The following is a 12829-nucleotide window of genomic DNA, read 5'->3' as shown; positions in this document are numbered from 1 at the left end:
GGTGGTTGAGATGCTCATGCGGACTGACCAGTTCCGCGAGCTGGACCAGCTGGCACAGCAAGTCTTCGGGACGATGGCTCGTCCCACGGTGATGCCGATGGATGCGTGGCGGCAGGGCGACGTGTTCGTCGTGGAGTTCGACCTTCCCGGCGTCGAACCGGACTCGATCGACCTCGACGTGGAGCGCAACGTGCTCACCGTCAAGGCCGAGCGCGGTCGGCTCTCCGACGAAGCCGAGACGATCGCCACCGAGCGGCCGCGCGGCGTGTTCAGCCGACAGCTCTTCCTGGGCGACAGCCTCGATGTCGACCGCGTCGAGGCGGCCTACAGGGACGGCGTGCTCCGGCTGACGATCCCGGTCGCCGAGCAGGCCAAGCCCCGCAAGATCGAGATCAGCTCGGGCGAGCGGCGCCAGCACGCGATCTCCGCCTGAGGTTCCGACCCGCGACGGGTTGTCCCCGCCGACCGCACGGTCGGCGGGGACCCCACTGCGCTCAGCGCTGGGCCCCTCAGCGCTGGGCTCGTCAGCGCTGGGCGACCGATGCGACCGGGCGGCCCGCCGGCAGCACCACGTCGGACCGACGGGGCAGCCACCGCACTGCGGCGGCCGTCGTCGGGTTGGAGCCGTACGCGAGCATGGCCAGGAAGACGCCGTAGACCGGCAGGTGGCCCACCAGCTCGGTCTGGCCGAACAGGATCAGGGTGGCGTTGAACGGCACCATCGCGACCAGCACAGCGACCTGTGGCAGCGCCCCGGACAGCACCAGCAGACCGAACAGCAGCTCGATGCTCCCGGCGATGACGATGAACACGTCAGTGGGCACGTGCAGCCCGACGAGGCTGAACACGTTGAGCGCCGGATAGTGCTCCAGGGTCTCGCGCGCCATCGTCGGGTTGGTGAACTTCTCGGTGAACGCCAGCGCGATCAGCGCGACACCCACGCCGGCCCGCAGCGCGAGCAGCGCCCACCGCAGCTGGGCGTCGGACAGTGTCGTGGCGCCGTGACGGTTCACCCCCGCCGGGGCGATGACGAGGAAGGCCGCAACGGCCGCGATGTTGGCGCACTCCAGGAGCGCCATCGGCCCGGTCAATGCCGCCATGATCGGCCCGAGCGCCAGGGTCAGCGCGGCTGCCGGACGCTGCTGGAACCCGGTGATCAGCCACATGCCGAGGGCGGACTCGAGCAGCAGGAGGATGCCTCCGCCGGTCGCGTCCAGGTCGTCCACGGCGGGCGTGACGAACGCGCCCGAGGCAGCAAGAGCGAGTAGGGCCACGCCGAGGTGAATCCCGAGCAGCCGCGGCACCCAGGGCACCAGCCGTCCGACACCACGCAGCACGGGCAGCTCGGGGCGGTCGAGACGCAGCGCCACCCTGCGCCACACCACGGTCACCACGACCACCGCGGCCGTCAGCGCCAGCGGCAGGGGCCGCAGGAAGAAGCCCCAGTCGGCGGGCGCCGAGTCCACGAACCAGCGTTCATGGGTGGGAAGGACCATCGCGGGCAGGGCCAGGACGGAGACCATGTGGCAATTCTCCAGGGGACTCGAGGTGGGCCGGGACTCGGGGGTGGCGTGCGCGGTGAGGCGTGGAAGAGGCGCACGTCGCCCGGCCGCCGGGGTGGACGGCATACCGAAAGTACGGTGCGCGACCGCACCACACCCGGGCCCTAGGTCCCGACCTCTCTCGCTGGGCTGCTACCGCATCCGGCGTACGGGCTCCGTCACCCTTCGGCGGGATCCGGCCGTGGATGCGTCCACCTAGCGTCGAGGGGCGCTGCGGCCGACATCCGGCCCGCGCGAGAGATTCCCACGAGGATGAGGAGAACCCGATGAGACTTGCCCGCATCGCTGCTGGTGCAGCGCTGGCCGCCGTCACGGCGCTGCCCGCCGGCTCCGCCTCCGCCGAGGAGCTGGCCCCCCCGGAGATCGCCTGGGTGGGGGACCACGTGGTGGCCAACGGGAGCAACGCCTACATCCAGGCCAAGTTCCGCTGCTTTGGTGGGGAGACCGGAACGCACCTGTGGGCCTCGATCAAGCAGGGCGGCCCCGACCCAACCGCTGAGGGTTCGGGGATGACCTCGGACGCCTGGTACGACACGAACTACCAGTACGCCAACAACCCCGCCGGTCAGACGATCCAGTGCGATGGGAAGTGGCACGTCAACCGGTTCACGGTCAAGCTCGTCGACCACCCGTTCGGCACCGGCTACGTCTCGGGTGAGCTCGCCAAGGGCGCCGCGTGGGTGCAGTTCTGCGTGTTCGACTCCAGCGCGACGGACGATAACTTCCCGACCGGGTTCGCCTACAACTACGGCTGGCGGACCGTCATCGCCCAGCACTGAGACATCCAGAAACAGGCACGCAGGCTGCCGAGGAGGGTACGCCGGGTGGTGACCACCCGGCATACCTGCCTGCGGGCGGGGGAGGGGGCGGGGCWGGGGGCTGGGCGGGGCGTGGGCAGGGGGTGGTCGATTGCGCACGATGCCACGCCGCGGCATACGGTTGAAGCATGGACTACCGATACCTCGGCAACAGCGGACTCAAGATCTCCGAGATCACCTACGGAAACTGGCTCACCCACGGCTCCCAGGTCGAGAACGACGTCGCAGCGCAATGCGTGGCTGCCGCCCTCGACGCGGGCATCAGCACGTTCGACACCGCGGACGTCTACGCCAACACCAAGGCGGAGACCGTCCTCGGCGAGGCGCTGAAGGGTGAGCGACGCGAGAGCCTGGAGATCTTCACGAAGGTCTACTGGCCGACCGGCCCGGGTGGGAAGAACGACACCGGCCTGTCGCGCAAGCACATCATGGAGTCGATCAACGGCTCGCTGCAGCGCCTCCAGACGGATTACGTCGACCTGTACCAGGCGCACCGCTACGACACCGAGACCCCGCTCGAGGAGACGATGCAGGCCTTCGCCGACGTCGTCCGCCAGGGCAAGGCGCTCTACATCGGCGTCAGCGAGTGGACGGCCGACCAGATCCGCGAGGGCGTCGCGCTGTCGAAGGAGCTCGGCTTCCAGCTCATCTCGAGCCAGCCGCAGTACTCGATGCTGTGGCGGGTCATCGAGGGCGAGGTCGTGCCGACGTGCGAGGAGCTCGGCGTCAGCCAGATCGTCTGGAGCCCCATCGCCCAGGGCGTGCTCACCGGGAAGTACCAGCCGGGGCAGCAGCCGCCGGCGGGCTCGCGCGCCGCCGACGAGAAGGGCGGTGCCGACATGATCAAGCGGTTCATGAACGACGACGTCCTCACCCGCGTCCAGGGGCTCAAGCCGATCGCGGACGAAGCCGGCCTGTCGATGGCGCAGCTCGCGGTGGCCTGGGTGCTGCAGAACCCCAACGTCGCGGCCGCGCTGGTCGGGGCATCGCGTCCGGAGCAGGTGCACGAGAACGTCAAGGCTGCCGGTGTGAAGCTCGAGCCGGCCGTCATGAAGCAGATCGACGACGTCCTCGGTGACATCGTGGAGCGCGACCCGGGCAAGACGAAGGAGACCGCGCCGCAGAAGCGCATCGCCTGAGATCCCCTTCGCTACACCATTCGGCCTCCCTCGATCGACGGAGGCGCAACCGCTCGATCGGGGTCACCATCACCTCATGGGTGATGGTGACCGGATCGACGCGGGGACCACCTGGGTGGTGTACGACGGGGCTCCCTTCGTCGACCCTACCGTCGGGCACCAGGGCACGTTCGTCGACGTGTGCCTCTCGCTCAACGAGGCCGAGCTCGTGCACCTGTGCGACTACTGGGAGTGGCGGGCGGACCTCGCGACCCGCGACATCGACCGTTGGTGGTGCTGGACCGTCGTCCGGTTCGGCCGGGGCCTGCTGGCCGGGCGGCGCGAGTCGCGCCCTCGTCCGCACCAGTGGTTCTGAGCAGCGCCCCTCAAGGCCTGGGGTCGCGGTCGGTGGCCGCCTGCCTGGCGATTCGGCTGTCCGTGCGCACGATCGACACGACGAGCGCGGCGCCACCCAGGGCGGCCAGCAGGAAGAACACCATGGCGATGGCGGGATAGCCGAGGATGCGGTTCTCGGTGGGCACCTGCATCATAAGCGCCGCGCCGACCACGAGGGCCGCCATCACGATGCCCATGGTCAGGCGGTTCGCGAGCCGCTGGAGGACGTGCAGGAAGCGGGCCTCGTCGAGGGCGTCCACCCGCAGCGAGAACTTGCCCTCGGCGAGGTTCTCCATGATCGCGTTGGCGCGGCTGGGAAAGTTCGCCGTGAACTCCTTGGCATCGATGGCGGCAGCCATCAGCCCAGACGCCGAGACGTTCAGGCCGCTACCCATGATGTCGGCGACGTTCTCGCGGATGGCCGCGGCGGGTGCGAAGCTCGGGTCGAGGTGCTTGGTCACCTGGTCGAGGTTGAGCAGGGCCTTGGCCACCATGGTCATCTCCGGTGGTGGGCGCAGACCGTGGACGCCCGACAGCCGGCTCAGCTCCATCAGGACGGCACCCGCCTGCACCTGGTCGCCCAGTGACACCGCACGCGACACGAGCGCCGCCACCTCGTCGCGGAACTGCCCCGCGTCATAGCCCTCGAGCGGTTCCCCCATGGAGGCGAGCACCGTTGCCACGTCTTCGCCGTCGGCGTCGCCAATCGCCAGCAGCAGCTTGACGATCTTGTCCTGGACACGCGGCGGGACGTTCGCGACCATGCCGAGGTCGATGAGGCCGAGCCGACCGTCCGGCGTGAGCAGCACGTTGCCCGGGTGCGGGTCAGCGTGCAGGAAGCCGTCCACGAGGATCATCCGCAGGTATGCCGCGAAGAGCTCGCGCACGAGCGGCTCACCGTCGATGTCCAGCATGCCCAGTGGGCCGATGTCGGTGACCTTGCGACCGGGCACGAGGTCCATCGTCAGGACCCGACCGCTGGTGTAGTCGGCCACGGGTTGAGGGACCACCAGCCGGGGGTAGTCCGCAGTGAGCTCGCCCAGGCGTACCAGGTTGGCCGCTTCCCGCTGGTAGTCCAGCTCACCCGCGAGCGAGCGGCGGAAGTGCGTGAGCAGCTGACCGAAGCCGTAGCGACGTCCCAGGTCGGTGTGGTCGTCGGCGAAGGCGGCGATCTTGCCGAGCGCCTCCATGTCGTCGCGCACCACCTCCCGCACTCCTGGGCGTTGCACCTTGACCACGACCTCCCTGCCGCTGGGCAGGACCGCCCGGTGCACCTGACCGAGGGAGGCAGCGGCCAGGGGAGCCTGGTCGAACGAGGCGAACGCATGCCGGATCGAGACACCCAGCTCGTCCTCGATGATCTGCTGGACCTGCTCGTAGGGGAACGGCTCGACCTTGTCCTGCAAGCGGGTCAGCGCCTCGGTGTAGGCCGGCGGCAGCAGGTCGACGCGCGTCGACAGCAGCTGGCCCAGCTTGACGTACGTCGGACCCATGGCCTCGAGGTCGTCGGCAAGGGACTCGGCGGCGGACGTGTCGCCGGCCGGCCGCTCGTCCTCGACGAGGAACTCGTCGAACCCCGCGCCGCTGACCAGGTCCGATCGGCCGTGACGGACGAGCATCCGCGCGAGTGCGGCGTATCGGACTGCGTTGGAAGGGTCGAACGGAGATCTCATGGCGCCATCTTGGCAGGCCGGGCCCCCTGCACTCGCACACGCCATTCCCACAGGTCAGAGCCTCGGCCGGAGAAGCCTGAACCCTCAGCCGGAGAAGCAGGGGCCTGAGCCGACCAGGCGCAGCCCTTCGAGGTCGCCGGCTCCGAATCCGGTCTGGCCTTCCATCGACGCGTACATCAGCTGGCGACGGTCCGTCACGTGCCCCAGGCCGACGAGATGACCGAGCTCGTGCATGACGATGCTGCGCGCGCCGACCCGGCCGCCGGGCTCGTCGAGGATCTGTTCGAACGCGGGGGCGTCCAGCAGCACGGCACCGGTCACGTAGTGCTGGTCGGCCCGGTCGCGGTAGGGCGCCATGACCGGACCCCCGACGCCGACGACCCGGCCGGCCAGCTCGGAGTTGGCGCTGTCGTGGGTCCAGGCGACGAGGACCGGAGCCCACCGGTTCCCGTAGAGCCGCACATCGACACTGCGCCGACGGATGGTCGGCGTCTCGCTGGTGCGACCGTCGACCGTGATGACCAGGCCGGTCGCAGCGCTCACCTGCGCGGCAGCCTCCCTGATCAGCTGGTCGCCGCCCCGGGGGGACTCGGCGCCGTTCACCACGAGGTGGATCGGTCTGCACGGGTCGAACCCGACGGGTCGTCCCGACGTCGTGGTCGCGAGGAACGTGTAGGCGGTCGACGTGGAGCGTTGTCTGGGCGACGGACGCAGACGGGACTTGCCCGCGTCGGAGGGTACGGGTGGGGCCGCGCCGTCTGAGTCAGGCGGCGCGACCGGCGTGATCGGGGACCCCATCGCGATGTCACCGAGCGACGAGCCCCTGCCCTTGCCGAAGGCGTCCGCTCCCGCGCTCCCCGGCAGTAGGCGCGGGATCCCGACGACGGCCAGGGCAGCCAGGAGCAGCGCGACCAACACCTTGGTGGCGGTGCTGGAACCATTGCGTCGCGGTGGTCGCGTCACGCTGTACCCGACCACGCCGTAGTCCGTCTCGTGGTCACCCACGGGGGATGGCGCCGCCACGGCACCGGGCGGAGGCGCGACGCTGGTGGGAGTCTCCGCGCTGGTGGGCCTGCCGGCGCTGGTGGAAGTCTCGCTGGTGGAAGTCTCGCTGGTGCTGAGGTCCGTGCTCGGCACGGCGGATGCACTACGGGTCCGCGGTCGTCCTGCCCGCAGGTCGTCCAGACACCGCAGGCAGAGCAGCTCCCTGGCCGTCGGGTCGAAGCCGGCCTGCATGCCGCGCGACAGCGGCTCACCGCACCCGCAGTGCGCCGACACCTCGAGCCGCCACAGCTCCACCTCGTCGAGCTCCACGCCGTTCCTTCCCACATTCGCCGGGCACCTTCGCCCAGCGCATCCCCCCAGCACATCCGCCCACCACAACTCGGCTTCCATCGTCCTCAACCCCCGCGGCGCCATGTCCTCGACCGCCGTCACACGAGCCGAACGGACTAGGCGCGGGGACTCCCGACGAGAGGTGTGGCAGCGGGTCGCCACGCGGCATACCTCACGTCACGCCTCACCACGCGCCTCACCGCATGCTTCACGAGGCTGGTCCCCACCGATGCCGCCAGTGAATTTTGCCCGCTCCTGTTGCCAGCGGGCCCAAGGCTTGGTCGACTGGACCTCGTGGGTCACGCCCACCCGGGGAGTGGCCCTCGGACGGAGGTTCTCCATGAGCAGTGTGGTCGAAACGGTCCCGGACGACGCAGACGCAGACGCCGGCGACCTGGAAGCAGGCGTGCACGCGGGGGTTGTGGTCCCCGCACCCGTCGAGCAGGTCTGGCAGCACCTGATCAGTGCCGCGGGCACCGAAGCCCTCTTCGGCGAGGGCGCCCGGATCGGCAACAAGGGCGAGCCGTGGCACGCGGCCGACGGGTCGTACGGTGTGGTGCGCAGCTTCCATCCCGTCGAGCAGGTGCGGGTCACTTGGCACCCTCATGAGGACGGGCCGTTGAGCATGCTCGACGTGCAGCTGCGACCTGAGGGGGACGCGACGCGGGTCGAGGTCTTCCACGAAGGTCGCGGCATCGCCGGTGACCCCCGTGCCGACCTGCAGCACTGGGACGACGCACTCGGCCGGCTGGCTGGAGGGGTGACCAGCCAGGGCTGAGCCCTCTGGAGCCGGCGCTGCCGCGGGCTTGGCTCGCCGGATGTCCGCGCTGTGGATGGCTCTGCGCCCGTTGGCGCCTGTTTGCATAGACTCGCGTGCGATCGAGTAGCGGGGGGCTACTGAGGGGAGATCGAGCGTGAGCTCTGTGCGTCCGTATGCCGTGTGCGGCCTTGCCGCCTTGCTGGCCTTAGTGGGGTGCGCGGGTGCGGGAGACGACCCTCCGGCCAGCCGTTCGACGACGTCGAGCGTTTCGCCGACAAGCTCTCCGCCCCTGAGTCCGACAACGACGAGCAGTCCAGCCGACGGCTACCCACCAGCTGCTCGAGCGCAAACCGTCGAGGGCGGCCAAGCGTTCGTGGAGTACTACTACACGACTCTCAACAAGGTTCTCCGCGAGCCCGAGATCGGTGTACTGCCCGGTCTCGCGGTGGATTCGTGTGTCTTCTGCCAGCGAAACGAAAGGCTCGTCGAACAACTCGTGGTCGGCGTCGATCACTACGACACCGACCCAATCCACGTTGTCGACCTTGCACCCATGTCGGGGGCGCCGAAGAATCAGCAGTATTTCAGCGCGACTTCGGTCCAGACCGGGGCTTGGATCGTCGACAAGTCGGGCACGAGGTTGACGAGGGACAAGCAAGTCCGCCAGCCGATCTCCATCGCCCTTGTCTGGGGAGACGGAGTTTGGCGTTTCTTCGGGGCCGATCGCGCATGAGGCGGTGTTCCAAGGTGGCGGCGTTGGCGGGTTTCCTTCTCTGTGTCGGCGTGCCCTCTGCCAACGCCACGGACTGCCCCGCATGTGAGGGCGGCGGAATCGATGGTGGATATACCTCAGCCGGAACCTCGGTCCTTGGGTTGAACCGTTCTGAAATGGCCAAACTGCAGCAGAAGGCCGCCCGAATATCCGTGCCGGGGCTGAAGGGGCCGTTCTTCAAGTACGCGTCGACGGGGCTTTGTGGCGGCGCTCGGCCGGACAACGACACCGACAACGCCTGCGGCGCTGACGCCCGTTGCGAGGCGAACACCCCTGCCCAGGGGCAGGGACCCCCTTTGGCCGTCTGGGAAGCCCGGATCGACAAGGACGGCACGCCGGTCGACGGCCAGGACAAGCCCATCGCCGCTCCTCAATGGCAGAGACTGGGTGTGACCTGCCTGCCCGAGATGGTTCCGGGTGAGCGGCCTCGCCTCACGATGGCCCAGATCACGGCGGCGTTCCATGACACCAACTTTGCGTTGGCAACGGTCAACATCCAGCCCGAAGGCAACGTCACCCTCGTGACGCTGCCGACCTACTTCGAGCTGCGTTGGCCATCGAAGGGCTACCAGCCGGACGAGGTGGACGCCGTCGACCCGGCGCGGATGGCCGGCTTTCGAGTCGACATCCGTCCACGGTTCAAGTCGGTTCGCTACGACTACGGGGACGGTACGAGCGAGCGCACCAACTCCCTCGGCGGCCCCTACCCCGATGGCGACATCCGCCATGAGTACGCCAAGAGCGGCAATTACCGGGTGCGAGCCGACGTCACGTACGCAGGTCAGTACCGGGTCAACGGCGGTGAGTGGATCGTCATCCCCGGCGACGTGACGATCCAGGGCACCCCCGAGACCTTGACCGTGAAGACCGCCAAAGCCCGGCTCGTCACCAACTGACTCGCTCCCGACTTATTGCCAGCAGATCGTCACCGGTCCCCGAATTCAGGGGTCCGGTGACCACCAGGGCGCAACAAGTCCCGGCGCTCCCGACTGGTTGCCAGCAGATCGTCACCGACAACCGATCCCGGGGGTCCCGTGACCACCAGGACGCAACAAGTCCCGGCACTCCCGGACCTGTTGCCGGCAGACGGCAGATCGTCACCGATTCAGGTCCGTTGGGCCTCAGGCGAGGTCGTGCTCCGACGCATACACCCCTGCGGCCGTGCGCGACGTGACCCCGATCTTGGTGAAGATGTTGCTGAGGTGGCGCTGCACCGTCTTCTGGCTGAGGAACAGCGACGACGCGATCTGCGGGTTGCTCTGCCCCCGCGCGACCAGGCGCAGCACCTCCACCTCCCGAGCAGTGAGCCCATCCGGCAGGTCGCGGGCCAGCAGCCGCTCCACCTCGTGCTGGGACGGCCTGGCCCCGAGCTCGACGAACGTCCGCTGCGCCACGGTCAGCTCCGACTGTGCCGAGTCCTCGTCCCCCAGCGCGCGGTAGGCCAGACCGATCCTCACCCTGGCCCGTGCTGCCTCGAACCGACCCCCACGGTCGATCCACACCTTCCAGGCGCGGCGCAGCGGAGCCAGCGCCCCGGCGGCGTCGCCCGCATCGAGCGCGACGAGCCCCACGGCGTACGCGGCACGGGCGGAGAGGCCATCGCACGCGAAGTTGTCAGCGGTCTGCTGCAGCTCCTCGGCGGCCGCACGGGCGGCCTCCTTGTCGCCATCCGCGAGCAGCACCTCGACCGCCGACGGCAACAGCTGCGCGCGGGTGACGGGGTCGTATGCCTCGTTCAACAGGCGTCGAACCGAGGCCGCGGCTGCTGCAGTGCGACCACGGTCCAGCCACAACAGGGACAGGCCCGGTTGAGCCTCGTGCCCATGGGTGCGCGCCAGGGCGAAGGCAGCCTCGGCAGCCGCGTACTCACCTTGGACCCGCTGGATCTCTCCCTGTTCGTACAGCGCCAGCCCGGTCGCCGGCGGCGACCCGTTCGCGGCGTACCGCTCACGCGCGCGGGCCAGCTCGGTCAGCGCCAGCGGGAAGTCCCCGCTTGCCCGCAGGACCTGCGCTCGGTGCACCGCGCACTGCCCGGTGAAGGGCACCAGGTCCGGCTGCGCGTCACACCAGCGCGACAGCACCCCCGTCCACTCGGTGATCCTCCCGTAGTCGGCAACCTCCTGGCAGGCCTCGATCATCAGGCACAGGATCTCGCCGGTGAGGATCGGCGATACCTCCCCGCCGGTGAGGCCCAGCATTGCCTCGTCGAGCAGCGTCAGACCTTCGGGAACGCGTCCCGCATAGAGCAGCAACCGACCACGGCTGGCCAGGCCGAACGTCACGAGATCCGAGTCACCCCAACGCTGCCCGATCTCCAGTAGCTGGGTCGCGACCTCGAGCGCCTCGGCGAATCGACCCGCGTAGACCAGTGGAATCATGTCGTGGATGCGCAGGAAGCCCCGCTCCACGCAGTCGTCGGGCTGGTCGGCCAGCAGGCGGGCTCCCCGGGCCACCCAGCCACCGCCCACCGACGGGTTGCCGTTGGCGCTGAACACATACCCGAGCCAGTGCGCGTCGCGGGCTGCGGCCAGAGAGTCCCCTGCGTCGAGGTGCTGGTGGAACGAGCCCTCCAGGGCAGCGGTGGTGGTGTCGCGGTCACCCACCATGTAGGCGGCCACGGCCAGGAGGCCCAGGTCTGCGGGGGAGAGGTGGCTGGTGTCGAAGGCGCGCAGCCGTTCGTACGCCGTGCCCCAGGCCCGGCGCGCATAGGCCTCGCGGCCCTCGACGACACCTGTGTCGATGCCCATCGCACCCTCCTCCTCGGAGAATACGCGCGCCGTCCTGCCTGAGCCTCCGGCGCGAACGGTGCCCCAGGTCAGGAGGCCACGGACTGGCCCGCAGGGCGGGCGGGGCGTCGGTCCCGCGCGCTCACGGTGCCCGCGCGGTCGGCAATCCGGGTGGCGACGTGCTTGGCGTCCCGCCCCGCGCCGTAGATCAACATCGAGGAGGCGGCGTACTGGAACTGGAGGCCGCAGAAGTACAGCCCCGTAACCCCGTCCGGCACCCCGCGGAGCTCCCGCGGCCACCCGTCCTCGCCGAAGACCGGCAGCTCGACCCAGTCGAACGCCTGCCTGAACCCCGTGCACCACACCACGGTTCGGGCGTCGACCACGCGCCCGTCGTCGAGCAGGGGCAGGCCCTCCCTGGCGCCGACCAGCCGACCGGTCACCCAGTCCACCCCACGCCCGGCAAGGTCCCGCTGCTGGATCCGCAGGCGGGGTCCTCCGTGGCGGAAGTGCTCCTTGGCCTTGCGGCCCAACGGGTTCGACCGGGTCAGCACGTTGCGGAAGACGAAGAGCATCGTCGGGAAGACCACCTTGAACAGGGGCGAGCCGAACGGCACCGGGATCTGGCCCGTGTCCGGTCCCGCCAGCACGGTCTCGTGGGTCGCCGCCACCTCGAAGGCGATGTCGCACCCCGAGTGAGCGGCGCCGACGACCAGCACCTGACCCTCGGGGAGCTGGGACGCGCGGCGGTACTGGCTGGAGTGCAGCTGCCGGATCGACGGATCGAGCTGGTCGGCGAAGCTCGGCACGTGGGGCGTCCGCCCGAAGGTACCGGTGGCCACCACGACGTGGTCGGCGTGGATCTGCCCTCCCGCGGTCGTGACCACGTAGCCGGACGACCCGACCTGCGCGTCGCGGGAGCCGCCCGGTGGGATGGGCAGCGGAGACACCCGCTCCACGCGCGTGCCGAGCCGCACCGGCAGCCGGAAGCGCGCGGCATACGCCTCGAGGTAGTCGGCGAACTCGTCCTTGGTCGGGAAGGCCCACCGCGGCGCGGGGAAGGCCATCCCCGGGAGGCCGTCGGCCCACGCAGGGCTGAACAGCCGCAGGCTGTCCCACTGCTCGCGCCAGCCGTCACCCACCCGCGCGGACGAGTCGAGGACGACGCACGGGCGCCCCATCCGTTGGAGGTGGTGGGCGGTGGCGAGGCCGGCCTGCCCCGCCCCGATGATCACGGTCTCGATGTGTTCGGTGCGCATTGCTCGCTCCCCGGGGGTGTCACTGACGTGGTCGTCACCGACGTTCGGTAGCGCAGGCTCCAGAAGAGCATGAGGGCCGAGGTGACGATGTAGAAGGTGTGCAGCATCCAGATCGGGCCCGGCGGCAGGTGGAAGACGTACAGCGAGTAGACGAGGTTGCCGACGTTGGCCAGGACGAGGTTGCTGCGGCTGTAGGACCTGAGGTCCTTGCTGCGGGCGGCCTTCCCCAGCATGGGCAGCGCGCTGGCCGCGAAGACGACCGTGGCGATGGTGCCCGCTACCAGGGGAAGGGAGCTGTTCATGTCCTCGACGCTAGGGAGCGCGGGCCAGGTCCCTCGTCGGGCGGTACGCCCATTCACCCCACGCGGTCCCTGACCCGATTCACCCACTGACGGGTATGCCGGGTGCGC

General features: G+C 69.6%; 13 protein-coding genes. 7 read left to right on the top strand and 6 right to left on the bottom strand.

The genetic code is table 11. From position 1 onward, the window contains the following. The first annotated feature begins 10 nt into the window (after positions 1–10). On the top strand, positions 11–433 hold the full coding sequence (locus tag AC1DWP_RS05180; RefSeq protein WP_477613366.1) for an Hsp20/alpha crystallin family protein: 423 nt from the start codon (positions 11–13) through the stop codon (positions 431–433). A 91-nt stretch (positions 434–524) separates the two neighbouring features. On the opposite strand, the gene AC1DWP_RS05175 is transcribed toward AC1DWP_RS05180, so the two are convergent. Next, positions 525–1523 (bottom strand): hypothetical protein, encoded by a 999-nt coding sequence (locus tag AC1DWP_RS05175; protein ID WP_477613365.1) that lies wholly within the window; start codon positions 1521–1523, stop codon positions 525–527. 305 nt (positions 1524–1828) lie between these two features. Here AC1DWP_RS05175 and AC1DWP_RS05170 point away from each other — a divergent pair, with 305 nt between their 5' ends. From AC1DWP_RS05170 to AC1DWP_RS05160, 3 genes are all read left to right on the top strand, one after another. After that, positions 1829–2341 (top strand): hypothetical protein, encoded by a 513-nt coding sequence (locus AC1DWP_RS05170; RefSeq protein ID WP_477613364.1) that lies wholly within the window; start codon positions 1829–1831, stop codon positions 2339–2341. Positions 2342–2508: 167 nt separating this feature from the next. After that, positions 2509–3519 (top strand): aldo/keto reductase family protein, encoded by a 1011-nt coding sequence (locus AC1DWP_RS05165; protein ID WP_477613363.1) that lies wholly within the window; start codon positions 2509–2511, stop codon positions 3517–3519. Positions 3520–3595: 76 nt separating this feature from the next. Further along, on the top strand, positions 3596–3874 hold the full coding sequence (locus AC1DWP_RS05160) for a hypothetical protein (protein WP_477613362.1): 279 nt from the start codon (positions 3596–3598) through the stop codon (positions 3872–3874). Positions 3875–3884: 10 nt separating this feature from the next. On the opposite strand, the gene AC1DWP_RS05155 is transcribed toward AC1DWP_RS05160, so the two are convergent. After that, complete coding sequence (locus AC1DWP_RS05155; protein ID WP_477613361.1) at positions 3885–5567, bottom strand: ABC1 kinase family protein; 1683 nt, start codon at positions 5565–5567, stop codon at positions 3885–3887. Positions 5568–5651: 84 nt separating this feature from the next. Next, the gene (locus AC1DWP_RS05150) at positions 5652–6881 is read right to left on the bottom strand and encodes a matrixin family metalloprotease (protein WP_477613360.1); all 1230 of its coding nucleotides are present in this window, start codon (positions 6879–6881) and stop codon (positions 5652–5654) included. Positions 6882–7242: 361 nt separating this feature from the next. On the opposite strand from AC1DWP_RS05150, the gene AC1DWP_RS05145 reads away from it, so the two are divergent. From AC1DWP_RS05145 to AC1DWP_RS05135, 3 genes are all read left to right on the top strand, one after another. After that, positions 7243–7680 carry an SRPBCC family protein gene (locus AC1DWP_RS05145; RefSeq protein ID WP_477613359.1) on the top strand — a complete coding sequence of 146 codons (438 nt, stop codon included), beginning with the start codon at positions 7243–7245 and terminating at the stop codon, positions 7678–7680. Between the two features lie 355 nt (positions 7681–8035). Continuing rightward, positions 8036–8395, top strand: coding sequence for a hypothetical protein (locus AC1DWP_RS05140; protein WP_477613358.1), 360 nt, complete (start codon positions 8036–8038; stop codon positions 8393–8395). Between the two features lie 155 nt (positions 8396–8550). Next, the gene (locus AC1DWP_RS05135; protein ID WP_477613357.1) at positions 8551–9330 is read left to right on the top strand and encodes a hypothetical protein; all 780 of its coding nucleotides are present in this window, start codon (positions 8551–8553) and stop codon (positions 9328–9330) included. A 225-nt stretch (positions 9331–9555) separates the two neighbouring features. On the opposite strand, the gene AC1DWP_RS05130 is transcribed toward AC1DWP_RS05135, so the two are convergent. From AC1DWP_RS05130 to AC1DWP_RS05120, 3 genes are all read right to left on the bottom strand, one after another. Then, positions 9556–11181 (bottom strand): LuxR C-terminal-related transcriptional regulator, encoded by a 1626-nt coding sequence (locus tag AC1DWP_RS05130; protein WP_477613356.1) that lies wholly within the window; start codon positions 11179–11181, stop codon positions 9556–9558. Positions 11182–11249: 68 nt separating this feature from the next. After that, positions 11250–12419 (bottom strand): flavin-containing monooxygenase, encoded by a 1170-nt coding sequence (locus tag AC1DWP_RS05125; RefSeq protein ID WP_477613355.1) that lies wholly within the window; start codon positions 12417–12419, stop codon positions 11250–11252. Next, positions 12392–12721, bottom strand: coding sequence for a hypothetical protein (locus AC1DWP_RS05120; RefSeq protein ID WP_477613354.1), 330 nt, complete (start codon positions 12719–12721; stop codon positions 12392–12394). The genes AC1DWP_RS05125 and AC1DWP_RS05120 overlap by 28 nt, the downstream gene beginning before the upstream one ends. Between the last annotated feature and the right edge of the window lie 108 nt (positions 12722–12829).

Source organism: Pedococcus sp. P2_F6, from assembly GCF_056403675.1.
The sequence above is the reverse complement of the archived record's forward strand: the minus strand, read 5'-3'. Positions and strand labels throughout refer to the sequence as shown.

What these genes read in the sequence shown, in the direction of transcription:
- AC1DWP_RS05125 (WP_477613355.1), bottom strand. Translation starts at nt 12,419, where the DNA reads ATGCGCACCGAACACATCGAGACCGTGATCATCGGGGCGGGGCAGGCC.
- AC1DWP_RS05135 (WP_477613357.1), top strand. Translation starts at nt 8,551, where the DNA reads ATGGCCAAACTGCAGCAGAAGGCCGCCCGAATATCCGTGCCGGGGCTG.
- AC1DWP_RS05160 (WP_477613362.1), top strand. Translation starts at nt 3,596, where the DNA reads ATGGGTGATGGTGACCGGATCGACGCGGGGACCACCTGGGTGGTGTAC.
- AC1DWP_RS05120 (WP_477613354.1), bottom strand. Translation starts at nt 12,721, where the DNA reads ATGAACAGCTCCCTTCCCCTGGTAGCGGGCACCATCGCCACGGTCGTC.
- AC1DWP_RS05170 (WP_477613364.1), top strand. Translation starts at nt 1,829, where the DNA reads ATGAGACTTGCCCGCATCGCTGCTGGTGCAGCGCTGGCCGCCGTCACG.
- AC1DWP_RS05130 (WP_477613356.1), bottom strand. Translation starts at nt 11,181, where the DNA reads ATGGGCATCGACACAGGTGTCGTCGAGGGCCGCGAGGCCTATGCGCGC.
- AC1DWP_RS05155 (WP_477613361.1), bottom strand. Translation starts at nt 5,567, where the DNA reads ATGAGATCTCCGTTCGACCCTTCCAACGCAGTCCGATACGCCGCACTC.
- AC1DWP_RS05145 (WP_477613359.1), top strand. Translation starts at nt 7,243, where the DNA reads ATGAGCAGTGTGGTCGAAACGGTCCCGGACGACGCAGACGCAGACGCC.
- AC1DWP_RS05165 (WP_477613363.1), top strand. Translation starts at nt 2,509, where the DNA reads ATGGACTACCGATACCTCGGCAACAGCGGACTCAAGATCTCCGAGATC.
- AC1DWP_RS05180 (WP_477613366.1), top strand. Translation starts at nt 11, where the DNA reads ATGCTCATGCGGACTGACCAGTTCCGCGAGCTGGACCAGCTGGCACAG.
- AC1DWP_RS05175 (WP_477613365.1), bottom strand. Translation starts at nt 1,523, where the DNA reads ATGGTCTCCGTCCTGGCCCTGCCCGCGATGGTCCTTCCCACCCATGAA.